The following is a 25,650-nucleotide window of genomic DNA, read 5'->3' on the forward strand; positions in this document are numbered from 1 at the left end:
CAATCTAGCATGCTAAAATATATTGAATTCAATTTCAAAGAGGAAGTGTGAAACTCAAGAGAAGTCCGATATTGGCTATACAATCATCACGTTACACTGTATTTGATTTAAAGTAATCAAACTAGTAAAGAGGTGTTCTAAGTTGATAGCGGAAAATAAAGAACAAACGATATTTAATCATGTAGGTAAGAGAATCGTAACGGATCGTGACATCGAAATTATTGCAAAAGTCGAAGAACCATTAGTCGTCGTCTTAGGAAATATGTTGAGTGACGAAGAATGTGATGAACTGATCCGACTCTCGACAGACAAGATGAAACGATCCAAAATCGGCATGGTCCATGCGGAAAATGAGATTAGGACAAGCAGCAGCATGTTTCTTGAGGAACAGGATAACCCGGTTGTTATGAGAATTGAAAAACGGATTGAAGCAGTTATGAACATTCCTATCGAACACGGCGAAAGACTCCAGATTCTTCATTATCTGCCGGGCCAGCAATATAAAGCGCACCATGACTTCTTCTCATCGACTAGCAATGTTACCAACAATCGAATCAGCACGCTCGTCATGTACTTGAACGATGTCGAACAAGGTGGCGAAACATTCTTCCCCCATCTGAAACTGTCCGTCACGCCTCAAAAAGGAATGGCCGTTTATTTCGAGTATTTCTATAACGATCCGTTGTTGAACGACTTGACGTTGCACGGTGGCGCACCGATCGAAATCGGAGAGAAATTTGTAGCGACGCAGTGGATGAGGAAGCAGAGAGTACGGTGAGGAACTTGGTTAAACTTGAATAGTCAGTGCCTACACGAAAAGTTTTCACAATACTTTGAATGGTGACTATGTTTATAACTTTTCCTATTGTAAAAGCGTTCGGCTGTTATTATGAGCTGAACGCTTTTTTTGATTCAAGATATCTATTGAATGAAACTAACGTGCAATTTTCATCACTTCTATATAATAGGGACAATCATTATTGTATTTTACACATGAAAGCTTAAAAAACGCCAACCCCTAAATGTTAGGAGTTGACGCTTTTTAATTAGGACAGCTATCTAACATCATGCGGCACATGTAATAACCTTGAAAACATGTACAAATGGAAGTTAAAAATCCTATTAAATCTACGTTTAAAATTTTCAAGGCAAAGGGATATATAAATTTACTCCTAAACCTGAACAAGTATTTATACAACAAAATTATTATAAGGGGCTACATTTTCGACTCTGGTGTAGGTCCTAGTTTTTGTTCCCCCAACATTCAATCTCCATTACGACTTATACAGATTCTTCACTTGAATGAACTTTCCGCATAAAGGCATTCACATCCGCTGGTACTTTACCGTCAAGTAAGGAAACAATATATACTGTTAAGAAGCCAACTGGCACGGTAATGATACCTGGCACTCTAAATTGTAAAGCCTCAGGTAAAATGGATGAAAAGAAAATCATAAACATAGAAACTGCAAAACCAACAATCAGTCCCGCAATTGCTCCCTTTTCAGTAATCCCACGCCACCAAATACCTAATACGAAAATAGGTGCAAATGTGCTTGCCCCAACTGTAAAGGCGAGCGCGACAAGATGGCCAATGGAGGCATCTTTGACGAATAAACCGAGAACTCCATAAAAAACACCGAGAAAAACAATCGCTAATTTTGCAGCGTATACTCGATTTTTCTCTGTTAATTCCTTTTTTGTGAATTTTGCATATAAATCGTGAGCAATTGCTCCTGAACTTGCAATAAATAATCCAGATAGGTTTGAAAAAACCGCGGCAAACGCACCGGCAATTACAAATCCAAGCAGCCATTTACCGCCTAAAGCAGTTGCAATAGATGGTATCACCATATTATCTCCGCCGGTAATCAGGTTCTGCATGACTTCAGGACTGGCATTTCCACTTAAATAGATGGCTCTTCCGACAACGCCAAGGTAAATGGCACAGGCGAAAAATAAACTAGCAATCCCAATAGCTAATACTGCCGACTTTCGGGCAGACTTAGCATCTGGATTTGTGTAAAAACGCAGTAAAATATGTGGAAGCCCAAGTGTACCTAGTGAAAGCCCGATTAACATAGATGCAGAGTGCCAAAAGTTTGGATTGAATGCACCAGTTTTTGACCATGTTTCTCCGTTAAATACGACATCTTTTCCATCCGTCGTATATGCGCCCGTGTTCAGTACCGTACCACTAAATTCACTGATTACGGATAGAATTCTCTCGTAATGGAAACCTCCATAAATAGCGGCGGCTACCATGACGATAAAGGCTATAAAACGAATCCAAAGCTCCAACGCTTGATTAATGGTTGTTCCCTTCATCCCACCAATTCCAACGTAGAATATCATGACAACACTTGTAAAGATGATGCCAAATTCATAGGAAGTTCCGAAAAACATGCTCAAAATCTGAGCAGCGCCGAGTAACTGGGGTGCTGCATAAAATCCTGAAATAGCAAGCACTACAATTACAGCCACAATTCTAGCTCTTTTACTATGAAAGCGGTAGGCAACAAAGTCTGCAACTGTGAAGGCACCGAACCGGCGTAAAGGTCCCGCTATGAAAAGTGCCAAAAGCGTTAAACCAATTGTAAAGCTAAAGGTATAAAAAGCCCCATCATAACCGATTGCAAAGGTAAGTCCTGCTAGTCCTAAAAACGTTGCAGCACTTAGATAGTCCCCGCCAATCGCTGAACCATTTGTAAACCATCCGAAATTACGTCCGCCTACAAAGAAGTCACTGGCACTTTCATTTCTTTTTGATAAATACGTAATATAGACAATTGTCCCCAATAATAAGATCGTAAAGAGATATTTTGGATCTAATAACGCTTGCATCATAGCAACGTCTCCTCCTTACTTTCTACAAAACTTGCTTGTACACTTGCCGTTTCCCCCTTTTTCTTCACTTGGCTTTTTTGTTCACTTACCATGTTCTCTTTCTTCTCCATACGGCTCATTTCTAGACTTTTTCTTTCCCATCTTTCATAAAGCTTCGTGTGTAGATAAGCAATAATAAATGCCATCGCCATCGCGACAATTGTCGTTAAAAACCAGCTAGTAGACATTCCCCCAAACATCTTTGCAAAAGCCCAATCTGGTTTAAACCAGTTGATTGCTGGAACAGAAAAAATAAATATAAAGTAAACAATTGCTAGTGATAATCCAGTTGATAATTCGGTTCTAATGCTATAACTTGTTTTCTTATCCAACTTAGGTAACTTTTTTATATCAACCGTTTCACATGGCTCGTCTGTCATGACATACTTTTTCTCTTCCAATTGTATACACCCCTTCATTTTTCAAGACTTATCAATGAACTTAGTTTGGTGCAAAACAGCATGAATACTAACTGGTTAGTTATTTTTATCAACAAGAAAACTCTTTGTATTAAAATAGTTTAAAACTGTTTGACCCTTGCATCTATTTCTCTAGGTGATTTTCTCAATAATGCCCGCATTCCAAAAGCTTACAAACAAACTACTTTATGATTTATCGACGCGTAAAGTAATCCATTCCCCCAAAACCTTAGGTACTTCTAAATCAACCCTCCCTTTGAATTCAATTCCAAAGATCATAGCATCTCCTTTTTCTCCATTGATAAAATGGATTTCTTGCCATTTTATCTAAAGTGCTATTAGCTCCGTTGCCAGTATATGATAACCTTCCCTGAAAAATTAACCGTCGCATTAATTTTTTCAGTTTCTTACTTCCACCCTTTTCTGTACTAGTCATTCCGATTTCCTGTTCCTCCCATACTGTTCATCCACATACAATAGTCAGTATTTTCTGATTATATAGATTACTTTAATCCCAGTCAAGTCATTTTTAATTAATCATAATCCATTTCCTCTGAACTACTGCCACTTTCACTATGTTAAAAAGAGGAGATTCTCAAGAACACCAGCGTTACAGCCAGTTATGCATTAGCCGATATTCGATTTACTTTAACAGGGACATCACGGCTTTTCCGTCTTTCATTTTTTTCTTGACGCCCTATTCCGGTTCTTGCAGTATCTCTGTGCGTAACTGTTTAAGCGGAAATTCCAGATGATCCTAAACATTTTCTCATAAAAAGGCCTCTCAAAAGTTTTGTCGACTAATGAGAAGCCTTCGGTCATGATTAAATATACTTATTTGCTATCAAACGGACAGTGAAATGATATTGTATGACACAAAACCCCATTAAAAAATGGTTTTTTGCTATCTTACATCATGCCGCCCATAGAGTCCGGGCTATTACACATGTATACCGGATAGTATAGATCGCTATATATCAACGTTTTGAAGTGTTTTATTCAAATTAATTATATCAACTTATACTGGTTTTTATAAGTTTCGGCATCAATCAGGGCATCAAATATGACCTTGTGACATCAGAAACAGATGGCTGGAAGTTTTAAATTTCGCTGTCTGTTTTCTTGATTTCAATTTTTTTAGAAAACCCGATCTTTTCAATCCAGTCTTCATCGCTTCCGTTTGTAAGATACGATACTCCCACCATTTTTACGGACTTCATTATAATACTTCTCCATATACTTACCAACTTCTTTTTTATGGAACAGCCACTTGCTCCCTAGGCGTATCTTCGGAAATTCTTCATCGTATAAAAGGTGGGTTACAATCGTATTCCAAGACATGTTTAAATATGTAGATAGTTGCTTTGAATTCATGAAAAATACTTCTGATTCAAGTTCTTGTAAATGCTCATCTATTATCTGAAGGTAAAGCTCTTTTAGCTTTTCTTGATCAACTTCTATGTTAATCATTTTTTTCGCCCACCCATTCATTCAGCCACTCTATTTCCTCCTGTGACAAGCTCTGCTCTTCTTCTGTTTCTCCTTCTATTACATGGTGCCAATTCGATTCTTCCCATTCTAAGTGGGTTTCCCACTCACGCATAGTTTTTAATGCTTTTTCAGTTTCTAATTGCTGTCTAGTTTTGAAGGGAATTATGTTCGCCATGTTCGCCACCTCTTCCGATCTGATATGTTCCTTCTATAGTAAAGGTTTCAATCGAAAGAATCAAAAAAGCTCACACTGTTATATTGTGGGCAATATTGTTATTACATCGTACCTTAAAGGCTTTGATTTCAGTCTTGTTTCTTATTTGCAAATTTTTGGTGCAAACTTTTATATGTCCAAAGCACCCATCTGTAACCGTCCTCACAATATGATAGTCTGTAATTTTCACCACAAAATAATCCAACTAAATTTCGGCTACTTCCCGCGAGAAAAAATCATTTTAACATCCAAAGCAGTTTTGTGATTTGTCTTAATGCGAACAATACCATTATATCTAATAGTGGTTCATCCCCACTTATAACATTAAACCAGCTAAGGAAACCACTTCCAGTTTCAGTCTAAATTACACTATCACAGGGAAATTACTCATTATATTAAAAAACTAAAAAACCTCTAGTAAAGAATCTTTAGAGGTTTTATTGATTATTATATTTATCGCAAGAATAACATAACCATTTAGAATTCAATATGAGCGAAATCCTCGAAATTTACATCGTTAGGAATAAGATTATCGGCCATAAGATCACGAAGAGCTGTAATGGTAATTGCTACATTGGCATCTATGAACTGTTCACCATCGGCGTTATGTTTGACATAGGGCACATTGCGAACAACATATTCGGTCTGCTCGATATGCCAAATGATGTTCTTTGATAACCTAGTTGGTTCACTTTTCATATCGAGAACCTCCTTGTCTATGGTAATCATTTGCTTTCACTCCTCATACGTCTAATTTTGAGTCTTATATCAAATATTATACCCTATTCCATATCCATTCAATCTTTTTAATTTTTATCCTTCTTTTATTTCCGACTTTCGTCTAATAATTTCCGTTTGAATTCAAGCATCCGGTCTTCCATATCCTGGTCTTGAACAATTTTTGATGTCAACTTCTTTGGAGGGGCATTCCTAAACATTAAAGTAACGATTTTGATGAACCTCGTTCCACTTGATTCCCATACGAAACTCACTGGTATCTTGAAATGTTCAGGGTCACTTGCCATCATCATAGTATATGTCAGGGTAGGATGCCCTTTAAATTGTGCTTTCACAACCGTGTCCGTGTCAATAACCCGATTGATTAAATCTATGACGTAAGGTAGTTCATCAGAACCTTGCCTTTCAAACATTTGTACTAATGAATGTTCCGCTGCCTGAACTATACCTTGGAGCCTTAATTCATCGGCGGATTTGTCGTGAACAATCTGGTCCTTCTCGCTAACAACCATGGCTATCTGATTTGGAGTTAGGTATGACAAGTCCTTACCTTTTTTTTCTTCTCTACGAAGTTGTCTTAATGTGTATTGTGATGCAATATGTATGATTTCATCAACCTGTGGCTGTTCAAAACTAATAATATCAGAAACTTTCAATCTTTTTTCATCATGAAATATGACATAGAATGTTTTAATCAAAATAAACACACGTCCTTTACAACTAGTCCATTCTATTATTATGGCATAGAAAACTATTTGTCGATTAGATAAATAATTCGCCCTTTGTTAGAAAAGCGTCCGCCAAAAATAAAGTAAAACTTATTTTTACCGACTTAGAGATTTAATCTGGATAGGAAGATTCCTTCTTTCATTTCAACAAGTTCAATGAACCTTCTACATTCCACTAAGCCGTAAGTGGTAGTTTATTAAATGTTTTCATAGTAATATAGTTCGTTATAAATATATTACCACTTAAAATCATATCTAGATTTTACACTTGTATTCCAGACTTCTTTGTTCCCCTTAGAGGAATTTATACATAAATAAAAAAAGCACTGCCCGAAGACAATGCCAATTCATGTTCTCTAAATTATTATTTTATATTTCAAAAGCAGTAAAACTTCCTGCGTCGTCAAAATTCTTAATATAGACTACCTTGTTCGAAAACTGCTCGACTGTTTTTGTGCTACTTCCTATTACAAGAGATAGCACATTGGATTCCCTTTCTCTTTTCTTTTTATTGAATGCTTCTAGGAATGAATCCTTTACTCGGTCTTCACCATCAGTTACGAAAATAATATCCGCTTGTTTAAAACGACTTTCGTTTATTACTGCCATCGCCCTATTAAGCGGAAGTGCAAAGTCCGTACCTCTCCCTAAGAAAGTTTGGGCTAAATTGATCATATCTGAACTTTTTATTTTTCCTCTCTCGTATTTAAAGATTTGTGTACGAGTAGAAAACAATATCAAACAAAAATCCCTTCTCTGTTTTCTTGCAATCGACATAAGGGCTAACGTAAACCCTTTGGATTGGCTATCTAGCTTGTGCATACTGCCTGACTGGTCCAGGCAAAGTACAATTGGACCTTTCCCCAATACCTCTTGCCCTTTCTGTTCATACATCATCGTCTGACCTTCTACAAAGCGACGTAAAAAGTCATTCCTCGTTATCGGATGTGTGTATAACCCTAACTCCATCGGTAACAGTCGCTCAATATCGTTACCTAATGTAACCCCACTTCTTTCCATTGAATCACTATGCTTAGATTTTTGCTTTTTACGGGCTATCTGTTTAAATCGACCAGCCCAATCCGCAATTTCTTTCATCTGTTTATTAGATGCGATTTTTTCAGCTAATGAAATCTGATCCCGCAAAGGAACTTTTTTCAGTTCTGCATCACCACTACCAGCACCCGTACCCCCAAGTAATGATTTCAAGCTATCTTTCGTCTGTTTCGTTTCCTGCATAGCTTGTGCCATCGCTTGCGAAAAGCTATGACTGTTGTTCTGCAACGTTTGTTGAAGTTGATCCCCTAGGTCTGACATTGCTTCTTTTAAGTCTTCTTGTAACTTCTCACTACCATTTCCAGCTCCATTTTGTTGTTCCTGCTTTTGAAGTTGCCTTTGCATCGCCTGAATTTCTTGCATTTGTTTTCGTAAATCTTCATCCTGTTCTTTTTGTTTAATTAACCATTTGTTCGTTTTCTCCCCAAATTTCACAGTTCCGATGGCTGAAGATAAGTCATCCAATCGAGTAAAGTTTCGATAGTTTTCAAACGACTCATCATTCATGATTTTCTCCATAAATGATTTGTTAACTTGCAAATCATCTGGGATTTTCCCTTCGCTTAATTCAGGTTTCATTTTGTATAAAGAAGCCCATATGTCACCGAGTAACGGTTCAATAGTAGGCAATTCTCCATCAAGGCTTAACTTTTGAAGTCCTTGCGACATCTTATAAATCTCTTTGAAACGTCTTTTATCGAAGGTGTCTGTATTTAACACAGAATGATTTTCATTTCTAATTCTAGTTAATTTCAAATAAAACACTCCCTTTTATTTTTTCGAAAAAGAAATGCCAAGAAGTATCCTTAGCATTCCAATTATCTTCATCAATGTTTTTTTAGAATGGCATTTGTACAGTTGATTTTTCACTTGCAGTGCCAAAATCCATTGGCTCCAAAATACTGTCAAGAATTTCTTGTTGCATCGCTTTCACTTTATCAAGTAAAGAGTCAATATCCGTATCTCTACTTTGATTATGCTTTTTCAACTTATTTAAATCAGCAACTAACGATTTCAATTTTTGGGTAGCTTCCATACCAGCATCAGTAGAAGCTTCGGTCTGCATGGAAGAAAATATTTCACTAGCCTCTTCCTGAATCGTATCAAGTTTTCGAGTAACCACGTCTTGTGCGTGGCTACGAACAATCAAAGAAACGTTATCCTTTTGATCAACCGTTTCCCACAGGGCATTTTCAAGGATGACAATATCATCAACCTTCACAATTTGTCTTTGGTTTATCAGAGCCTTTGCTTGAAGTACCGACAGCGACTGTTTAAATCGCCTGTCAGAAGGACGGATTCCTTCATCACGCAATTCATTACGGATTTTTGAAAAAGTTTCATATATTTCGTCTGGAATTGTAACCATGTCAGTAAAAAACTGAAGTTGAACCAACTCCTCCATAGTCATGGAGGGCATAACCTGATTTTGATCGGTGCCCTTCATCATAGAAACAAAATTCGTTTCATCTGCAATGTAATCTAGTTCGAATCGAAGTAAGAACCTGTCGAAAAGGGCTTCAAGACCTTCTTCCTCGTCTGGATATTCATTTGAAGCCCCAATAACAGATATCAAGGGAACCTTTACTGGCGTTCCGTTATTATAGAAAAGTCTTTCATTTATTAGTGTTAGCAAGCTGTTCAAGATAGCAGAGTTCGCTTTGAATATTTCATCCAGGAAAACAAGATTTGCTTCTGGCATTTTAGTTGCTGTATTCCGCTTATATACGCCTTGCTCAAGGTCTTTTAAAGACAATGGACCAAACACTTCTTCAGGTGTACTGAATCTTGTCAGCAACCACTGGAAGTATTCCGTTCCCTGTATGATTGTTGCTAACTCAACCGACAATGCAGATTTTGCAGTTCCGGCAGGTCCAATCATGAGCATGTGCTGCCTTGAAAGTAGAGCAACGAGAATCCCTTCAACTTCTTTCTCACGCTCAAAAAACTTTGCATTGAGTGCATTTTTAATTTCCTCTAACTTTGCAAAATTAGTATTTGTCATTTTTTATTAACCCCTTTTTTAGTTTAAATAGAAAAGGAAGCCGATTTTTATTGCAACCGTACTTCCCTTTATAAGAATTATTTCAGTTTTTCGCTGAAAGAATAAATAATTCTTGTTCTTTTATCGATAGCTCACGCATCTTCATCTGCAACTCCTGTTCTTTCAGTTCATTTGAACGTTCGAGTTCTTGAGCAATCTTCTTAACGTGTTGCACACAATCAACAACATCTCTTTCATAGAATTTTCTTCCCATTATCGTTTGATAAAATTCTGGCATTTTAATCCCTCCATTCCGTTACTTTTTAAAGATCCGCAACCATTTTCGAAACAGCGGCACGGATCGTTATAATTTTATTTTCTAGCGTATCTGCTTCATTGGCGACAATGCCTTTATAATTACGATAGTTCGCAATTACAGACTTCGCATTTTCAATAATCTCTTTCACTTGTCCTTTTTTCAGCCCAGCACTCGACTTACAATCATGTAAAATTGCTTCTAAATGATCGTTTAGTTTTGTGTTCACCATTTGCCTATTGTCGAATGTATTAACAACGGGGATCTTGAATCCTTCACTGTTCTCAAGAGAGGACGTAAAGTTTACGAGCTGGTTTAGACCCTCCGTATGTGAATCTGGGACAAAATATACGCCTCCATTTGGACGTACAGGTGTGGGTGCAAGTGATTGAAGTATTTTACTCACCATTACTCTTACTTGCTGAGCTGAATAATGGTCTTTGTAAATATTGAAATTACGCTCTGCTTCAAAGCACAGCTCTTTTGCAATTTCATTCTCCGTTATAAACGTTAGAGAACTCTTCTGTTTATCTAGCGTGATTACTCCCGCTTTACTGTTGTAGTCAAGACGTTTACCCGCCTGATCCACTTTTTCCACTACAATGTTCCTTTGCACATGGCTTTTGTCCGAGAACACTTCACGTATAAGGTAGTTCTCGAATACCCCAGCATGTCCTGTAGATTTTCTAGTCTCTATCTCTTTAGTACTTCTTCGGAAAGCATCAGCTGGACGAATCGCATTTGGCATCCATTCAACAGGCAAACCTGATTGAACAAGTGCTTGCTCCAAATCATTCATTTTGACTAATTGCTTGCCAACCGAGAACCACATGAGGTGACCGAGAATACCGTCTTGCTGCTTGTTTTGAACAGCTGTCATATTATCAAGATTAATAGACATACCTAACAACCCTTTCTATTTTTGTATTTTAGATAAATAAAAAAAACGCATTTACACCTAGCGATTGCTAAGTAAATGCGTTTTAAAATAACCCGATTTGTTCGTCAATAAATTCTTTTCTATCTCCCTTCTATAGTTTTTGAAAGCAAAAAACCGACCACTCCTGAATAGGAATAATCGGTTTTAATATAGTTCACGCAAAATGCGTAAGTATCCTTTTTGATATGCAAAAGCAATTTTCGGACGTGTAATACGTCTGCCTAACCTCTCTCTCAAATTAGGAGTCCAAAGGCTGAACATTTGTGCCGAGTCACTTTCTAAAAAAGATAGAAAGTATAACGACTTTCACTAGTAGAACAGTGACTTAATAACATAATGAATATACTTTTACTTTAACAAAACCCGGGGCTGATAGCAAATTCATCCGAAATGACCGCCTAACATTACCGTGAATTTCTAGTTAAGTTAAGCGTCTTAAATAATTATGATTACTACAGTAACGCCCCCTTTAGCTCAAGAGGAAGTTTTGATGAATCGTACTGGTTTTGAAACGTACATTTGAATTTTATTCTCCATAACTATCAAGGAGTAATAGCGCCTTATGAGAATCAAGCGATAGAAGCACGCTTTTTTAATTAGATCAATTATCAGAGAAAACAAATCCTTTTATTAAGAACAAGTTATTTGAATTAAAAGGGCAACTTAAACAATATGCATCACAGTGAAACCTCCGTCATCTTATAAACGGCCAATGAAATAGTAGGTCAATACTTTATAGGATATTACCAACAATATCACGTATTTGCCACGCTAAAATAGTTTCAATTTAAAAAGCCGATTTCCTCACTATAAGGAATTTCGGCTTTTTTTGTATTCATAATACTATCCTGCACAACAAGATAATTTAGATACATCTTTATCAAACGTAAGGGCTGCTAATTTCAAACCTTCTGCCATTGTTAAATAGGGGGCAAAAGTTTCTCGTAGATCCTCCACTGTCAATCCAAATTTTACAGCTAATGTTGCCGCATAGATTACCTCTCCTGCGTTTTCCGAAACGATATGAACGCCTAACACTTTTAATGTTTTTGCATCTGCTACTAATTTAAAAACGCCTGTTGTTTCCTGATTAACAAGGGCTCTTGGTACGGCATCTAACGGCAAGACTGATGTTTTAACCTCAAGTCCTTTTTCTTTTGCTTGCTGTTCAGTTAAACCAACCGTTGCAATCGATGGATTAGTAAACGTAACACCTGGAACAACTTCTAAATTCACCTTTTGATTTAGGCCTCTGATTGCATTACGCGCAGCAAGTCCACCTTGATAAGCAGCTACATAAACAAATTGAGGACCAAGCGTTACATCTCCGGCTGCGTAAATTTGGGAATTGGATGTTTTAGAATATTCATCAATGACGATTTCACCACGAGACCCAACGTCAACACCTGCTGCATGTAAGTTCAAAGATTCTGTATTTGGCTTTCTTCCCGTTGCTACAAGCAATTCTTCTGCTTCAATAATTCGCTTTTCACCATTTATTTCTACATGAACTTTTTTAATGCTTCCATCTTGCTCTATGCGTTCGTAGGTTGCTCCTGTAATTAGATTAATTCCCTGTTCTGTTAATGCCTGGGTCATCGCATCTGAAATTTCAGGTTCGTATTCTTTTAGTAGACGCTCGCTTCTTTGTATCAAAGTTACTTCTGCGCCTAAATTATGAAATAGCTGTCCTAATTCCAAGCCGATATATCCAGAACCAAGCACCGTGAGACGCTTTGGCACTTTCTTTAATTCAAGTAACGAAGTGCTTGTTAAATAATCCACGTCATTCAATCCCGAAATATTTGGAACAGATGGAGACGCACCTGTGGCTATTAAAAATCGTTTTGCTGTTATTTGGTTGCTATTAACTTCAATCGTGCTTTCGTTTACAAATTTCGCTTCACCTTTTATTAATTCAAAACCGTAATCATCAATTAAATTCACATATTTTTCGTTGCGAAGTGTACTTACTAATTCATCTTTTTGGTTTACTAATGAGGCTAAATCAACATTTTGTGCTGTAGTGTGTAATCCTGTAAATGGATTATTTTTTGCTAAATGATTGATTTCTCCGGCTCTTAACAAGGTCTTAGACGGAACGCATCCGATATTAACGCAAGTTCCTCCCACCGTTCCACGTTCAATCATCGCAACTTTTGCGCCATAACCCACGGCTTCAATGGCAGATGAAAAGGCCGCTGCACCAGAACCAATGATGATGTAGTCATAATCATCTTCGCAACCTGTATTAGCTTTTACTTGTGATTGTAAATCTTCAACTTCCCCTGGATGATATTTTGCTTCAGCAATCGCATTTTTAGCTATTTCAACTTCTACGTCATTTTGAAGCTCAAATACAGCATCCCCACGACGAAAATCAACTTCAATACACTTTGCACCTATATTTTCCAAGGCAACTGAAACATGATTTTCACAACTTGCACAAGTCATTCCTTGAATGTTAATCCGATATCTTTTCAATACTTTTCCTCCGTCCTTAAATTTCTAGTAAAGTTTCAATAATGGGGCATTCATAAATATCCTTGTTTTCGGGACATCTTCCTTTTAGGTCGATAAGCATGTGTTCGATTTTTTTTAGATCTTGAATTTTCCGTTGAATGTCCTCTATCTTATAAACAGTGAAATCATACATATCACGGCACTTTGCTTCATCACGATCCACCACGCCTAAAAGCTTATCAATTTCATTTAAAGTAAAACCTAATTCCTTCATACGTTTAATGAAATTCAATCGATCAACGGTTTGTTCTGTGTATATTCGATATCCTGACTCTGTACGAGAAGGTTTCGGAATTAATCCTAATCGCTCATAATACCGAATGGTTTCTTTGTTAACGTTACATTTCTCCGCCAGTTCACCTATATGAAAAACCATTTGTTTCACCTCATACATAGTATAAACCCTGTACCTAAGTACAGGGTCAATATATAGCTTCCTAAAAAAAAAGCACCACCTAACAGGGATGCTATTTCGTGTTTTAAATTAATTTTATCCCTATCTGTGATGTTCATACACATGGTCATCTTGGTACAACCACTTTCTCAAATGGACATGTGCAGATATATCCAGGGGGAGACAAGTACGCCGACCGAGACGGAAAAAGGGCATTATCGCCATATGATTGGTAACACAACTTTTGAAGATGGACATATATATCAATACGAAGCATATACAAGTTTACCCATTCCATTACCGGGTGGGTTCCATACCTATTATATGGAAGTGAGAACGACAGAAGATGATGGTCATACACATGTGATAAAAGGATTCACTCAACCCTCAAAAGATTAATAAGAAACGGTGTTAAGGTGAGAAACAATCTTGTTCTGCGGGAATAGCACGAGATCAAATTTGATATAAAAAAAGAACCATGAAAAGTATTGTGAGTACTTCACGATTCTAAGTGGATGATGTTTAAAGGAATTATGTTAGTTGCATCGTTGTAATACAAGTATTGTCGCCTTCAAATGTGGAGATATTAGATTCAACTGTTTTGTCGTCATGTGTAATTTTCACTTGGAAATTTTTATTACGCGGTAACCACAGATCGATAAATCCATTTTCTAAAGAGGCGATCGTTTCGTCTACAACGACATTGCCATCTTCGTCTTGAATATGCACGTCGAAGTCTTTTTCAACTAGTTCTCCTTGGCACCCTGTTAAACTATGTATTGCACAAGGATGTGTAGTTTCAACAAATGGTGCAATAGAAACGAAGAATTCATCACTTGGCAAGTCAAATGTAGTTTCTTTGCCATTATCATTAACAATCAGTTCATGAGATGTAATAGATGCTGTTACATCGTCTTCAAAACTTCCAACGCTATACTCATGTACCTTTTCTTTTGTATCTTTGACTTCACTTCCATCCGATGAATCATTGCTGCAAGCGACTAACATAAAACTTAGCAATAAACCAAATACTACGAGTAATCTTTTTTTCATAATTAATTTCTCTCCTATTCTTTATATGAAAAATTATAGGTCATCGAATTGACCTCACTTTTATTCAAACTAAAAAGAACTTACATCAAGTATATTTTATCATATCTCACTTATAAAAATCGCAAGTTAACCGAACCGTCACACTTTAAATTGGGAAGTTGCCTATTTGAAAATCAACTTTTAATCGTGTTAAATGATAGAATTGAAGCATGCTATCAAAAAAATGCCCCATAAAACCAATAAATTTTGGCTTATGGGACATTTTTATTCTACTTTGTAAAAACATTATTTAGCTGAAAGCTCACTTTCCGTTACCCATTTATGGTTTGTTACTTCTTCCCCACCGGTAGTCGGAGTATAGTCAATCATATATACAGTAGTTTTTTCTGCTGAATCAATTTCAGCTAATGCTCCTTCCATCCCTTTCATGTGGTCTGCCTCCACGGTGACCTCGGTTCCCTGTTCCAAAGTTTTGTCGTCATCATCTTTAACTTCTTCTTGAATGACCCATTTATGATTTTCCACTCTTTCTCCGCCAGTTACCGGGGTATATGAGATAGCGTAAGCCGTAGTATCATAAGCACCCACAATTGTCGCTACAGCCCCATCCATTCCTTCCATATGGTCTGTTTTAATAATTGCTTCGCTTCCCACTTCATAGGTTGGATTTTCTGCCACCTTCAAGCTTTCAGGGACTTCACCTGAGCCGGAATGGTTCATCTCCATTTCCATGTCTCCCTGTTGGGGTTCGTTATTAGTGTTTTGACTTTCCTCGTTGCTGGTATTATTTCCACAAGCACTTAAACCAATAATCATAGCGATACTTAAAAAAAGCAGTTGCTTTTTCATTCGAATAGCACTCCTTATTCTGAATAATTATCAAATAAAAGAAGCTATCCCAAGAAAGCCTTTTCAACTTCTTGAAATAGCTCCTTTGCTGGTTATATTTTCTGCATATTACTTAAGCTACCATTTGTCGGCATGCCTCAGCACACTTTCGGCAAGATTCGGCACAGCGTTGGCAATGATCGTGATCATGTTTTGCACACTCTTCTGCACAACGTTCGCAAACTTCTGCACATAGTTCTAAAATCTGTTTAGTAAATGGGCTATTTCGCGTCATTGCTTGTACGGAAAACGCACATATATCTGCACATTCACGGTCCAAGCGGATACAATCAGCCATCATCTTCAGATCTTCCTCTTTCAAGCACGCATCAAAACAGACATTACATGCCTCTAGACATTCTAAACAAGCTTTCAGACATTCTTCGTATTTCGTATTCATGGACTCACCTCCTGCTATTTTTGCAATCAGTGATATTTTTCCCTTAAAAGTCGTTTTAAAACTAAAAAGAAGAAACTCCTTAAAAAATCCTTTTTCTTTTTTTATGTGTTGGACTCCAAACAAACAGATTACTTTTCTCTGTGCCAATAATAATCGCTTAGCACGTCCGCCAACGCTTCGGTAGTCCGATGTAGCTCTTCTACCGTATTATCGACGCCTCCAATTTCTACAATAACGGAGTTTGGGGAAATATCTTGGTTATAGACCCCATTGCCTTGGCTACTATCTTTTTTTAGTATTCCTTTTGACAAACCGGGATACTGAGTAGCGAGAAGTTTATGTAGGCCTTCAGTAAACGAAAGATTCTTCATAAATTCTTCATGTCCAGTACCAACTACAAATAACAGACGTGCATAATTTTCCCCATTCATTTCTAACGTGGTAGAATCTTTGCGCAATGAATCACGATGTAAATCCAGAAAAATGTCGAAATCTTTATTTTCGGCACGCGCAGACCGAACCAATTCTTCTGATAAATTATATGAACTATTATAGTTTAACTCTCTCAAACTTAATTCTTGAACAATATCGGTTGAATCCACTTTCGTTCCCACCCCTCTTCTCTCCAGTGCCCTACCCAGCATTTCACCGACCAACGTAATATTTGCTTTTGAGTGATAAGCATCTTCCGGTTTATCGGTGCCTTTTAAATAAGGTAAAAAAGATTCCCTGTTATGGGTGTGATAAATATAAATAATGTCTCTGCCAAATGTCGAATGAATTGAATCTTTTGTAATTCCTTTAGGTGATTTCATACTTTCAAAGATAGCGTCAATGTTCTTGAAAGCAAGTTCTCTGTCTTTTAAAAGATCTTTCATGGCAGGCTGGAATTCATCTCTATCTGGCTGCTCCAACTGAATATTGATTTTTTCTTTTTCGTTGGATGTTCCTTTTAAAGTAACATCTGTTTCACCTAATGGTTTGAGAAAATCGGAGGAATCCTTCAACGTTTCCATGTAGAAATTAGAAAAAGAATCCACTTTACCCAATAAAGGATTTTCTTTGATTTCATCATGCCACAAGTAGTATGACAGCAATAAAACAACTAATAACCATATAGAAAATAAAATAATTGCCAAATATAAAAGGACGATTAATATAGATTTTTTCTTTTTCTTAGTGTACTTCTTAACTTTTGGAAACATAATGTAGCCTACCTTTTAGAAAGAATGTAAACATTTTTTCATATGATGAATTTTAAAACAGCCGGTGTGAACGAATACACACTGGCTGTTACAGACTTTCACACGCGATTGAATTGAAGTTTACTCCACTTTCACCTGTCCCATCATGCCGTTATCCTCATGTTCAAGAATATGACAATGGAACATATAGATACCCTTATGCTTAAATTGTATAGCAATTTTTACTGTCTCATCTGGTTTTATTGAGATAGTATCCTTCCATCCCTGCTCATTTTCCGGTGGCTCTTCTCCGTCTCTGGAGATTATTTTAAATTGCGTGCCGTGAATGTGGAATGGATGAATCATTCCACCCATCATGTCGGGTTTATTATAAATTTCCCACACTTCAGTAACCCCTTGCTGTTGTGTGAAGTCAATTCTATCCGGATCAAACTTTTTTCCATTTATTGTTACCATATCCATCATCCCAAAGAGTTCCACTTTCTTTGTGACTGGTAAATTCTTCTCTTCTTCTGTCAATGCAAAATCATTCAACTCTTCTGAAATTCCACTAATCACTTCGTCTTGATCAGAAACCTTAAATGGTAAAAGGACAGACCCATCCTCATTTACCAACGCCAAGTCATTTGAAGTATTGAGCTGCGAAAAATCGACAATGATTTCCGCTCTTTCTGAAGGTGTAAGTGTTACTTCATTTAAAGTGACCGGTTCATTCAAGAAACCGCCATCCGTTGCGATTTGAACAAAAGAATCCCCTGTATTCAATTTAAATGTGTAATTCCTCGCATTCGATCCATTTAATAAACGAAGACGTACTTTCTCCTTATTTACAGTCAACTTGGGATTCAACGTCCCGTTGATCAGTAAGGTATCGCCAATTGTCCCATCTTCATTCTTTGCGGCACTAAAATTCAATTGTTTTTTATCATCAAATATTCGATCTTGGAAAATCAAAGGAAAATCATTCTTCCCATAATCAGTTGGCAATCCAATGCTTTTCGAATTTTCATCCTCGATATAAATCAATCCCGCAAGTCCATTGTATACCTGTTCAGCGGTTTTCCCCTCTGGATGGGGATGGAACCATAACGTTGACGCTTCTTGTGTCACTTCAAATTCAATCACCTTTTCTTCTCCCGGCTTAACCACATCATGCGGTCCACCATCTGCATCAGCAGATACTTCCAATCCATGCCAGTGAAAAGTCGTCTCTTCATCCAGTTCGTTTATCGTTCTAATTTTAACTTTGTCACCTTTTTCAAAACGGAGCATCGGCCCTAAAAACGACCCGTTGTATCCATACGTTGTCGATTCAGTACCGTCGAATATTTCGGTTTTTCCTTTTTGTGCTCGAACCGTATATACGACTCCATCCTCATTATCAGTTTCAAGCATAGAAGGGATTTTTAATTCATTTTCCCCTGTTGAGTCGTTTAAACTTACCACCTCATCATGGCTCATATGTCCCTCCATCATGTCACCCATAGTGGAATGATCCATTTCCTCCATGTCTTGATCCATTTCCTCGGCAGGTTGCGGATTGTTATTGCTACAACCGCCAATAACCAATAAACTAATTGCCGCCGCGGCAATCTTTATCTTTATTCCCATCAAGTATTTCCCCTTTCATCTGCTATATTACTTTTTTAGTGTAACAAGAAAATATGAAAAAAATATGCATATTGCAGTGAAGTAGTTAGAAAGAAGATATTTGATAAAATCGAAATAATTTATCTCTTAATTGAATTGCGCAATTTAAAGATACGAAGACTGATCTCGGCTGTGGATTTTAGAAATTGGGTCAAAAAAGCCGCATTTCTACATCAAACGCGGCCGTTCACTTAAAATATTGCCCATTCACAAAAAGATATATAAATATTTTACCTAATGCTAATTAATTTTAAATCAACTATGTTGCTTACGCTTCCCAAACGGAGTCGTGCCTCTTGGCTTGTAAACCGATAGTATGATGATTACGAGCAACACAAGTAGACCTACCCCGGCGTGGAAGAGTTCGCCCCACAAGCCGCTAAGATCGGCACTTCCCGTCTCTTTCGCCACATCTGCCAGGAAGCTCACTGTCTGCATATTGAGCAGCAAAATGGTTGTGGCTATAACGGTGAGCAGTAGTTTGAAAAGGACCCAATAATGCTTTACTAAGCCCCACTTAGTACCCAATGACATAACAAGCCCAGTCAGTAGCGAGAGAAGGGCTAAGGGGACGATCGCGAACCAGCCAATCAACTCCATCGCAATCCAAGCAGCATGCACCGTCTTGGCATCTTCTTTTATAAGGGCAGCGACGACAAGAACTAGGAATCCAATGACCGCGCCGAGCCAGCCAATCGAAGAAGTGATATGGGCAGTGAGCGCGAACTTACGTAGGCCAGGTTTCATGACCACTGCTGTTTCACTCCCTGTTCCACATTGCTAGAAGTCGGCATGTGACGACCAGGACCATGTTCACCACCGCTAATAACCATTATTGCAACAGCAAGTAGTACTAAAATAATCACGACAACCCCAGACACCTTTACCCACCGCGGTGTACCCGTAGTAGATTTGCGATCCGACATATTCGTATCCTCCTCTGCCGTATGACTTGATATTGATTTTTTTATTTATATTTTCCTCCCTTGTATTCATCGTTTTTTAATGCCCAATCAGTATAGCAATTTTTTATGAACGGACGATGAACAGAGAATTATGCATTCCCATGTTTATTTGATTTATTCATAGCTAATGGGAGTGTAAATGTAAAGGTTGTCCCTCTTCCTACTTCACTTTCCACTTGAATGTCGGTTTGATGAAGGACTAATATGTGCTTAACAATGGACAAGCCTAGTCCTGTACCCGCCTTTTTAGTACGGGCCTTATCTACTTTATAAAACCGTTTCCAAATAGATTGAATGTTTTCTTGACTAATTCCCGGCCCATAATCTCGAATTGAAACTACCGCTTGGTGTTCCTTTTTCAAAAACACTTCGATAGAACTCTCGTGTTTGGAATAGTGTACAGCGTTTTGAATCAAATTAACGATCACTTGATCAATTCGATCCGGGTCAGCATATACGTAGATATCTTCTACTTCATCAGATATTAATCCCACATTTAGTTTTTTATTTTCAAATTCAGTTTCCATACGAGCCATCACTAAGCGAACCAGCTCTGATAAATTAAAGCGTACAGGGTGAATTTCCAACTGCCCCGATTCGATTTGGGACATATCGAGAAGATCATTGACTAGCTTAATCATTCGTTCAGTTTGTTCTTTCATAATGGTAAAATAATGACGCTTTCGAGCATTGGGGATTTTATCATCCAGAAACGCACTGGCGAATCCATGAATTGAAGTAAGAGGGGAGCGTAAATCATGGGAAACATTAGCGACAAAATCCTTTCTCATCTGGTCTGTGCTAGCCAACTCATGCGCCATATAATTGAACGTTTCTCCCAGTTCGCCAAGCTCGTCACTCGTCCTGATATTGACTCTCTGATTAAATTCTCCCCTAGCAATAAGAAGCGCAACCCGATTCATTTCTCGAAGTGGAGCGGTAATTCTTTTCGTCAGGTAATAAGTAAATATGCCTGTAATCGTTATTGAAATAATCGAAGACGAGATAAACAAGTATTTCATTTGGTTAAAACCTTCGGGATTTAAGTGCATATTGGTTAGGTTATTCTGAAATAACAAATAGGAAGCGACAGCAAAAACAAGATGTGACACAATTAATATGGCGATATATGTGAGGAATAGCTTCACAAAAATACTTTTTATCTTAATCACTCGTTGGCCACCTCAAATTTATAGCCCACTCCTCTAATCGTTTTCACCCTCCAATAAGCGTTGGCATTCCCTAATTTGTCTCGAATCCTTTTAATATGTACATCGACTGTTCTTGGATCCCCCTCATAATCCAACCCCCATATTTTTTCCAGAAGCTGCTGACGTGTGAATACTTGATCTGGATGTGAGGTTAGAAAATACAGTAGCTCCATTTCCTTGGGTGGTAACACAATCTCCCGTTTATCGTAGGTCACCTTATATTGTTTAAGATCAATCTTCAACAAGGGAAGTTCAATGATCTCATTTGTACCTAACATTGGATAAGCCCGCCGCAGCACCGCATTTATCCGTGCTATCAATTCGTTTGGATCAAAAGGTTTTACCATGTAATCATCTGCTCCTAGGTTGAAACCTTTAAGTTTATCATAGCTTTCGCCTTTCCCAGTCAACATGATAATGGGTGTTTTATCAAATCTCCTTATTTCCTTGCAAACTTCCCAACCATCCATTTCAGGCATCATAATATCTAAAATGACAAGATCAGGAGAACAATCATAAAACATTTCTAATCCTGTCATTCCATCATTAGCTATGCTAACTATATACCCGCTTTTTTCAGCGTATAAAATAATCAATTCACAAATGTAAGGATCATCTTCAATGACGAGAACTTTGATTTGCTTGTTCATTCATTCATCGGCCTCCTCTTATTCATTTACGTCTTATAGTAACATCTTTTTATGAACGGAAAGTAAACACAATAACAGCCCCCCTCTTTAGCTCACCAATAACTGTCATGACTTTGTCTTACTTTCTCCATAGATAATGGATATTTGATGGCTATCATTATGTATAGGAGGGATACAAGGAAATCAATCCCAAAACAAATAGGAGGTATTCATTTTGAAAAAATGGTTATTGGCAACAGTTTTATTTAGTGCTTTGTTTGTTCTGGCGGCTTGTGGAGGAAAAGATACAGGTGACGCAACGGGGCAGGTAGAGAACACCGCCCCTTCAGAAACTTCAAACGTCAGCAATGAAATCAATATCACAGGGATTAATTTTGAATTTGATCAGGCAGAATATACTGTCAAGGCTGGCGAAGAGGTTACAATAACATATAAAAACGAAGAAGGCATGCACGGGATTGCTATCGATGAACTTGATGTGGACATAAAAGATGATGGTGAAGCAACTTTTACACCTACAGAGCCGGGTGAATACACAATCTACTGCAATATTCCATGTGGAGCGGGACATGCCGATATGAAGTCAACGCTAATTATCACATAATTGATAACTGCCTAGCAATTTTGGATGCGGTTCCGTAATTGTTTTTCACGATTTTAGAATGAAAAGAGTAGGATCAGGAATAATTTCCCGGTCCTACTCTTTTTAATGCTTATATTTCCACTTGCTTCAATCGTACAAATCATCTTTATTCATTACTTCAAATTAACTTTTTGAAGACGTAACGCATTCAACACAACCGATACCGAACTAAACGCCATCGCAGCACCAGCAACCCAAGGGGCTAACAGGCCAATTGCTGCAATCGGTATCCCTACCGTGTTGTAGAAGAAAGCGAAAAACAAGTTTTGTTTAATATTACGCATTGTTTTTCTACTCATAATAATTGCATCAGCCACACTGTTTAAATCGCCACGCATGAGCGTAATATCTGCCGCTTCAATCGCAATGTCTGTACCAGTTCCGACAGCCATTCCGATATCTGCCATCGCAAGTGCAGGTGCATCATTGATACCATCGCCGACCATAGCAACCTTCTTACCTTGATCTTGCAATTTTTTAATTTCATCACTTTTTTGTTCTGGTAACACTTCTGCAATCACATGGGATAGACATACTTGGCTAGCAATGGCCTCTGCGGTTCTTTGGTTATCACCTGTTAGCATAATGACGTCCAGACCCAATTCCTGCATTCGTTTAATTGCTTCTTTAGACGTTTCTTTCACCGTATCCGCAACTGCAACGACACCGGCAAGTTTTTGATCTACAGCAATGAGCATCGCTGTTTTCCCATCACGTTCAAGTTTTTCCATGGAAACTTCGGAATTTAAAATGGCTATCTTTTGTTCTTTCATCAATTTTCTTGTGCCAACCAATACTTCTCTACCATTAACAATCGCTCGAATACCATAGCCTGGTAATGCCTCAAAATCTGTAGCATCGAGAAGGGATAACCCTTTTTCTTTCGTGCCAAGGACAATCGCCTGTGCTAATGGATGCTCAGATTGATCTTCTGCGGTTGCGACTAACTGCAAAACTTCATCTTCTGTAAAACCCTCTGTCACTGTAATATCTGTTAAAGCAGGTTCTCCTTTTGTAACTGTTCCAGTTTTATCCAGAACAACCGTATCGATAGAACGTGTATTCTCCAAATGTTCTCCGCCTTTAAAGAGCAAACCCATTTCAGCAGCTCTACCCGAACCAGCCATAATCGACGTCGGTGTTGCCAGACCTAGCGCACACGGACAAGCAATTACCAAAATCGTAATTGTTGGAATAAGTGCCGAACGTAAATCTCCAGGCGATACTGCAAAATACCAGATAAAGAATGTTGCAATCGCGATAACAACAACTATCGGCACAAAAACACCGGAAATTCGATCCGCCAAACGTTGAATATCTGCCTTGGATCCTTGTGCATCTTCAACCACTTTCACAATTTTCGCCAAAGCTGTATCTTTGCCAACATTTGTCGCTTTGATTTGCAAAGAACCATTCCTGTTAATCGTTGCACCAATGACCGTATCCCCAGCTACTTTATCAATCGGAATACTTTCACCCGTAATCATCGATTCATCAATTGCAGAACGCCCCTCGATAATTTCTCCGTCTACTGGAATACTTTCTCCAGGCCTAACAAGGATTGTATCCCCCGTGACGACTTGTTCAATCGGTAGCTCTTGTTCAACGCCGTCCCTTAACACTCTAGCTGTTTTTGCTTGTAACCCTAGTAATTTTTGAATCGCTTGGCTTGTTTTTCCTTTTGCACGAACCTCAAATAATTTACCAAGTACAATTAAAGTAATAATGACAGCAGCCGCTTCAAAATAGAGGTCGGCATGTCCAACACTTCCTGCATTCATCCATTCAAATGATAAATAGAGACTGTAGAAATACGCTGCACTTGTACCGAGTGCAATCAATACGTCCATATTGGCACTCTTATTTCTAAGCGAATTAAATGCACCTTTATAAAACTGTGCTCCAACGATGAATTGAACGGGCGTCGCAAGTGCAAGTTGTACCCACGGATTCATAAGAATTGCGGGTAGGTAGATAAACGATAGAAATTCAAAATGTGCAACCATCGTCCATAACAAAGGAAATGTTAAAATAGCCGAGAAAATGAACTTATTCTGTTGCTTTTTGATTTCCTTTTCTTGATGATCTACCTTGTCTCCCTCGTCTTGCTTGGGCATTAATTCATAGCCCATTTTCTTAACAGCTGCAATCATATCAGTCGTTCCAACTTGTTTATCGTCATATTCAACAGCAATTGTTTCGAGTGCAAAGTTTACGTTGGCACTTGAAACACCATCCATTTTATTAATTCTTTTTTCAATTTTTGTAGCACATGCTGCACACGTCATCCCCGAAATATCAAATGTTTCTCTTTCTTGAACGACACTATAGCCAAGTTTTTCAACTCTTTCCATAAATTCATTCACATTAGTTTTCTCAGGGTCATAGATAATCGTAGACCTTTCCATTGCATAGTTGACGTTTGCTTTTTCGACACCTTCAATTTGCGACAAACCTTTTTCGATACTGTTTGCACAAGCTGAACAAGTCATGCCGTTTATTTGCAAGGTTTTTTCTGTTGTAGCCATTTTACTCTCCTTCCATACTTGGTGGGGGTATATAGTTTTGAAAAAGAAAGATTATACCGATATGGTACAATCCTATCCATCGACTTATACCCCCCACGTGGTGTAAGCGAACATTCTTTTTTAAATGTTAAACTAGATCGTAGCCTTGATCTTCAATCGTTTCTTTAATTTGAGCCAATGTTGCTTCATTATCAAATTCCACAGAAACTTCATTACTATTTAGGTCAACTTTAACTGAGGAAACACCTGCAAGTTCCCCAACATTCGTTTCGATTGAATTCACACAGTGATTACATGACATACCTTCTACTTTTAAGATTTCTTTCATATTGAACGCCTCCTGTTTTGTTGTTATCATCAATTTAACATACCCCATACCAGTATGTCAAGTTGGAAGTATTGTTATTTTTTATTTTGTCATTGTTTTCATGACACTCATCAACTCTTTAATCGCTGCTTCACCATCTTGCCCTTTAATTGCGTTCGCTACACAATGATGTGTATGATCTTCCAGCAGAGCTAATGAAACTTTATTCATCGCTGATTGAATCGCGCTAATCTGATGTAAAATATCTACACAATAACGGTCATTCTCAACCATTTGATGAACGCCTCTCACTTGTCCCTCGACACGTTTTAATCGATTAAGAAGCTGTTGCTTATTTGGCTGAACTGTTGTTTTCGAAGTTTCCTCCATGATCTTCCCTCCTCATATAAGCATCGATACCCCGTACCCCTATAATAACATATTCCTTTTTTAAGTTCAAT

General features: G+C 37.9%; 27 protein-coding genes. 3 read left to right on the plus strand and 24 right to left on the minus strand.

What is annotated here, in order from left to right; all coding sequences use genetic code 11:
- The first annotated feature begins 142 nt into the window (after nucleotides 1-142).
- The gene (locus CSV60_RS07920) at nucleotides 143-778 is read left to right on the plus strand and encodes a 2OG-Fe(II) oxygenase (protein WP_099636580.1); all 636 of its coding nucleotides are present in this window, start codon (nucleotides 143-145) and stop codon (nucleotides 776-778) included.
- 503 nt (nucleotides 779-1,281) lie between these two features.
- On the opposite strand, the gene CSV60_RS07925 is transcribed toward CSV60_RS07920, so the two are convergent.
- The 12 genes from CSV60_RS07925 to merR1 all read right to left on the minus strand — a co-directional run bounded on the left by CSV60_RS07925 (nucleotide 1,282) and on the right by merR1 (nucleotide 13,671).
- The gene (locus tag CSV60_RS07925; protein WP_099636581.1) at nucleotides 1,282-2,847 is read right to left on the minus strand and encodes a sodium/solute symporter; all 1,566 of its coding nucleotides are present in this window, start codon (nucleotides 2,845-2,847) and stop codon (nucleotides 1,282-1,284) included.
- On the minus strand, nucleotides 2,844-3,287 hold the full coding sequence (locus CSV60_RS16040; RefSeq protein WP_233189572.1) for a hypothetical protein: 444 nt from the start codon (nucleotides 3,285-3,287) through the stop codon (nucleotides 2,844-2,846). The genes CSV60_RS07925 and CSV60_RS16040 overlap by 4 nt, the downstream gene beginning before the upstream one ends.
- A 1,185-nt stretch (nucleotides 3,288-4,472) precedes the next feature.
- Complete coding sequence (locus CSV60_RS07935) at nucleotides 4,473-4,775, minus strand: MerR family transcriptional regulator (protein ID WP_099636582.1); 303 nt, start codon at nucleotides 4,773-4,775, stop codon at nucleotides 4,473-4,475.
- Nucleotides 4,768-4,971 carry a hypothetical protein gene (locus tag CSV60_RS07940; RefSeq protein ID WP_099636583.1) on the minus strand — a complete coding sequence of 68 codons (204 nt, stop codon included), beginning with the start codon at nucleotides 4,969-4,971 and terminating at the stop codon, nucleotides 4,768-4,770. The genes CSV60_RS07935 and CSV60_RS07940 overlap by 8 nt, the downstream gene beginning before the upstream one ends.
- Nucleotides 4,972-5,487: 516 nt before the next feature.
- Nucleotides 5,488-5,709 carry a hypothetical protein gene (locus CSV60_RS07945; RefSeq protein WP_143565329.1) on the minus strand — a complete coding sequence of 74 codons (222 nt, stop codon included), beginning with the start codon at nucleotides 5,707-5,709 and terminating at the stop codon, nucleotides 5,488-5,490.
- A 125-nt stretch (nucleotides 5,710-5,834) separates the two neighbouring features.
- Nucleotides 5,835-6,446: a hypothetical protein gene (locus tag CSV60_RS07950; RefSeq protein ID WP_099636585.1), complete on the minus strand. Its 612-nt coding sequence runs from the start codon at nucleotides 6,444-6,446 to the stop codon at nucleotides 5,835-5,837.
- A gap of 399 nt (nucleotides 6,447-6,845) precedes the next feature.
- Entirely contained in the window at nucleotides 6,846-8,297 is a 1,452-nt protein-coding gene (locus tag CSV60_RS07955) for a VWA domain-containing protein (protein ID WP_099636586.1), read from the minus strand.
- Between the two features lie 73 nt (nucleotides 8,298-8,370).
- Nucleotides 8,371-9,537, minus strand: coding sequence for an AAA family ATPase (locus tag CSV60_RS07960; RefSeq protein WP_099636587.1), 1,167 nt, complete (start codon nucleotides 9,535-9,537; stop codon nucleotides 8,371-8,373).
- Between the two features lie 82 nt (nucleotides 9,538-9,619).
- Nucleotides 9,620-9,814, minus strand: a complete 195-nt coding sequence (locus tag CSV60_RS07965) for a hypothetical protein (RefSeq protein WP_099636588.1) — start codon at nucleotides 9,812-9,814, stop codon at nucleotides 9,620-9,622.
- A gap of 25 nt (nucleotides 9,815-9,839) precedes the next feature.
- Complete coding sequence (locus CSV60_RS07970) at nucleotides 9,840-10,733, minus strand: DUF6744 family protein (RefSeq protein WP_099636589.1); 894 nt, start codon at nucleotides 10,731-10,733, stop codon at nucleotides 9,840-9,842.
- 882 nt (nucleotides 10,734-11,615) lie between these two features.
- A complete protein-coding gene (merA, locus tag CSV60_RS07975; protein WP_099636590.1) occupies nucleotides 11,616-13,256 on the minus strand; it encodes a mercury(II) reductase in 1,641 nt (546 codons plus the stop codon).
- Nucleotides 13,257-13,272: 16 nt separating this feature from the next.
- A complete protein-coding gene (gene merR1 / locus CSV60_RS07980; RefSeq protein WP_099636591.1) occupies nucleotides 13,273-13,671 on the minus strand; it encodes a mercury resistance transcriptional regulator MerR1 in 399 nt (132 codons plus the stop codon).
- A gap of 141 nt (nucleotides 13,672-13,812) precedes the next feature.
- Here merR1 and CSV60_RS07985 point away from each other — a divergent pair, with 141 nt between their 5' ends.
- Nucleotides 13,813-14,088: a YmaF family protein gene (locus CSV60_RS07985; protein WP_158233163.1), complete on the plus strand. Its 276-nt coding sequence runs from the start codon at nucleotides 13,813-13,815 to the stop codon at nucleotides 14,086-14,088.
- A gap of 132 nt (nucleotides 14,089-14,220) precedes the next feature.
- On the opposite strand, the gene CSV60_RS07990 is transcribed toward CSV60_RS07985, so the two are convergent.
- From CSV60_RS07990 to CSV60_RS08030, 9 genes are all read right to left on the minus strand, one after another.
- Nucleotides 14,221-14,742: a CueP family metal-binding protein gene (locus CSV60_RS07990; protein ID WP_099636593.1), complete on the minus strand. Its 522-nt coding sequence runs from the start codon at nucleotides 14,740-14,742 to the stop codon at nucleotides 14,221-14,223.
- Nucleotides 14,743-15,027: 285 nt separating this feature from the next.
- Nucleotides 15,028-15,591: a YdhK family protein gene (locus CSV60_RS07995; protein ID WP_099636594.1), complete on the minus strand. Its 564-nt coding sequence runs from the start codon at nucleotides 15,589-15,591 to the stop codon at nucleotides 15,028-15,030.
- Nucleotides 15,592-15,703: 112 nt separating this feature from the next.
- Entirely contained in the window at nucleotides 15,704-16,030 is a 327-nt protein-coding gene (locus tag CSV60_RS08000; RefSeq protein ID WP_099636641.1) for a four-helix bundle copper-binding protein, read from the minus strand.
- Nucleotides 16,031-16,158: 128 nt separating this feature from the next.
- On the minus strand, nucleotides 16,159-17,235 hold the full coding sequence (locus CSV60_RS08005; RefSeq protein WP_199175255.1) for a stage II sporulation protein P: 1,077 nt from the start codon (nucleotides 17,233-17,235) through the stop codon (nucleotides 16,159-16,161).
- 120 nt (nucleotides 17,236-17,355) lie between these two features.
- Entirely contained in the window at nucleotides 17,356-18,846 is a 1,491-nt protein-coding gene (locus CSV60_RS08010) for a multicopper oxidase family protein (RefSeq protein WP_099636595.1), read from the minus strand.
- Between the two features lie 294 nt (nucleotides 18,847-19,140).
- A complete protein-coding gene (locus tag CSV60_RS08015; protein WP_233189581.1) occupies nucleotides 19,141-19,632 on the minus strand; it encodes a DUF2269 domain-containing protein in 492 nt (163 codons plus the stop codon).
- The gene (locus CSV60_RS08020) at nucleotides 19,629-19,811 is read right to left on the minus strand and encodes a hypothetical protein (RefSeq protein WP_099636597.1); all 183 of its coding nucleotides are present in this window, start codon (nucleotides 19,809-19,811) and stop codon (nucleotides 19,629-19,631) included. The genes CSV60_RS08015 and CSV60_RS08020 overlap by 4 nt, the downstream gene beginning before the upstream one ends.
- Nucleotides 19,812-19,939: 128 nt before the next feature.
- The gene (locus CSV60_RS08025; protein ID WP_099636598.1) at nucleotides 19,940-21,022 is read right to left on the minus strand and encodes a sensor histidine kinase; all 1,083 of its coding nucleotides are present in this window, start codon (nucleotides 21,020-21,022) and stop codon (nucleotides 19,940-19,942) included.
- Entirely contained in the window at nucleotides 21,019-21,711 is a 693-nt protein-coding gene (locus CSV60_RS08030; RefSeq protein WP_199175256.1) for a response regulator transcription factor, read from the minus strand. The genes CSV60_RS08025 and CSV60_RS08030 overlap by 4 nt, the downstream gene beginning before the upstream one ends.
- A 214-nt stretch (nucleotides 21,712-21,925) precedes the next feature.
- Here CSV60_RS08030 and CSV60_RS08035 point away from each other — a divergent pair, with 214 nt between their 5' ends.
- A complete protein-coding gene (locus tag CSV60_RS08035) occupies nucleotides 21,926-22,315 on the plus strand; it encodes a cupredoxin domain-containing protein (RefSeq protein ID WP_099636599.1) in 390 nt (129 codons plus the stop codon).
- Nucleotides 22,316-22,467: 152 nt separating this feature from the next.
- Here the strand turns inward: CSV60_RS08035 and CSV60_RS08040 are convergent, their stop codons facing one another.
- The 3 genes from CSV60_RS08040 to CSV60_RS08050 all read right to left on the minus strand — a co-directional run bounded on the left by CSV60_RS08040 (nucleotide 22,468) and on the right by CSV60_RS08050 (nucleotide 25,579).
- Nucleotides 22,468-24,882, minus strand: coding sequence for a heavy metal translocating P-type ATPase (locus tag CSV60_RS08040; protein ID WP_099636600.1), 2,415 nt, complete (start codon nucleotides 24,880-24,882; stop codon nucleotides 22,468-22,470).
- Between the two features lie 127 nt (nucleotides 24,883-25,009).
- On the minus strand, nucleotides 25,010-25,210 hold the full coding sequence (gene copZ / locus CSV60_RS08045; RefSeq protein WP_099636601.1) for a copper chaperone CopZ: 201 nt from the start codon (nucleotides 25,208-25,210) through the stop codon (nucleotides 25,010-25,012).
- An 81-nt stretch (nucleotides 25,211-25,291) separates the two neighbouring features.
- Complete coding sequence (locus tag CSV60_RS08050) at nucleotides 25,292-25,579, minus strand: metal-sensitive transcriptional regulator (RefSeq protein ID WP_099636602.1); 288 nt, start codon at nucleotides 25,577-25,579, stop codon at nucleotides 25,292-25,294.
- Nucleotides 25,580-25,650: the final 71 nt, after the last annotated feature.

Origin of the sequence: Sporosarcina sp. P7, from assembly GCF_002743425.1 — a bacterium.
Classification (GTDB): domain Bacteria; phylum Bacillota; class Bacilli; order Bacillales_A; family Planococcaceae; genus Sporosarcina.

Coding starts and splice junctions, on each gene's coding strand:
- CSV60_RS07925 (WP_099636581.1), bottom strand. CDS start 2,847: ATGATGCAAGCGTTATTAGATCCAAAATATCTCTTTACGATCTTATTA.
- CSV60_RS07935 (WP_099636582.1), bottom strand. CDS start 4,775: ATGATTAACATAGAAGTTGATCAAGAAAAGCTAAAAGAGCTTTACCTT.
- CSV60_RS07940 (WP_099636583.1), bottom strand. CDS start 4,971: ATGGCGAACATAATTCCCTTCAAAACTAGACAGCAATTAGAAACTGAA.
- CSV60_RS07945 (WP_143565329.1), bottom strand. CDS start 5,709: ATGAAAAGTGAACCAACTAGGTTATCAAAGAACATCATTTGGCATATC.
- CSV60_RS07960 (WP_099636587.1), bottom strand. CDS start 9,537: ATGACAAATACTAATTTTGCAAAGTTAGAGGAAATTAAAAATGCACTC.
- CSV60_RS07965 (WP_099636588.1), bottom strand. CDS start 9,814: ATGCCAGAATTTTATCAAACGATAATGGGAAGAAAATTCTATGAAAGA.
- CSV60_RS07970 (WP_099636589.1), bottom strand. CDS start 10,733: ATGTCTATTAATCTTGATAATATGACAGCTGTTCAAAACAAGCAGCAA.
- merR1 (WP_099636591.1), bottom strand. CDS start 13,671: ATGGTTTTTCATATAGGTGAACTGGCGGAGAAATGTAACGTTAACAAA.
- CSV60_RS07985 (WP_158233163.1), top strand. CDS start 13,813: ATGGTCATCTTGGTACAACCACTTTCTCAAATGGACATGTGCAGATAT.
- CSV60_RS07990 (WP_099636593.1), bottom strand. CDS start 14,742: ATGAAAAAAAGATTACTCGTAGTATTTGGTTTATTGCTAAGTTTTATG.
- CSV60_RS07995 (WP_099636594.1), bottom strand. CDS start 15,591: ATGAAAAAGCAACTGCTTTTTTTAAGTATCGCTATGATTATTGGTTTA.
- CSV60_RS08000 (WP_099636641.1), bottom strand. CDS start 16,030: ATGAATACGAAATACGAAGAATGTCTGAAAGCTTGTTTAGAATGTCTA.
- CSV60_RS08005 (WP_199175255.1), bottom strand. CDS start 17,235: ATGTTTCCAAAAGTTAAGAAGTACACTAAGAAAAAGAAAAAATCTATA.
- CSV60_RS08010 (WP_099636595.1), bottom strand. CDS start 18,846: ATGGGAATAAAGATAAAGATTGCCGCGGCGGCAATTAGTTTATTGGTT.
- CSV60_RS08015 (WP_233189581.1), bottom strand. CDS start 19,632: ATGAAACCTGGCCTACGTAAGTTCGCGCTCACTGCCCATATCACTTCT.
- CSV60_RS08020 (WP_099636597.1), bottom strand. CDS start 19,811: ATGTCGGATCGCAAATCTACTACGGGTACACCGCGGTGGGTAAAGGTG.
- CSV60_RS08030 (WP_199175256.1), bottom strand. CDS start 21,711: ATGAACAAGCAAATCAAAGTTCTCGTCATTGAAGATGATCCTTACATT.
- CSV60_RS08040 (WP_099636600.1), bottom strand. CDS start 24,882: ATGGCTACAACAGAAAAAACCTTGCAAATAAACGGCATGACTTGTTCA.
- copZ (WP_099636601.1), bottom strand. CDS start 25,210: ATGAAAGAAATCTTAAAAGTAGAAGGTATGTCATGTAATCACTGTGTG.
- CSV60_RS08050 (WP_099636602.1), bottom strand. CDS start 25,579: ATGGAGGAAACTTCGAAAACAACAGTTCAGCCAAATAAGCAACAGCTT.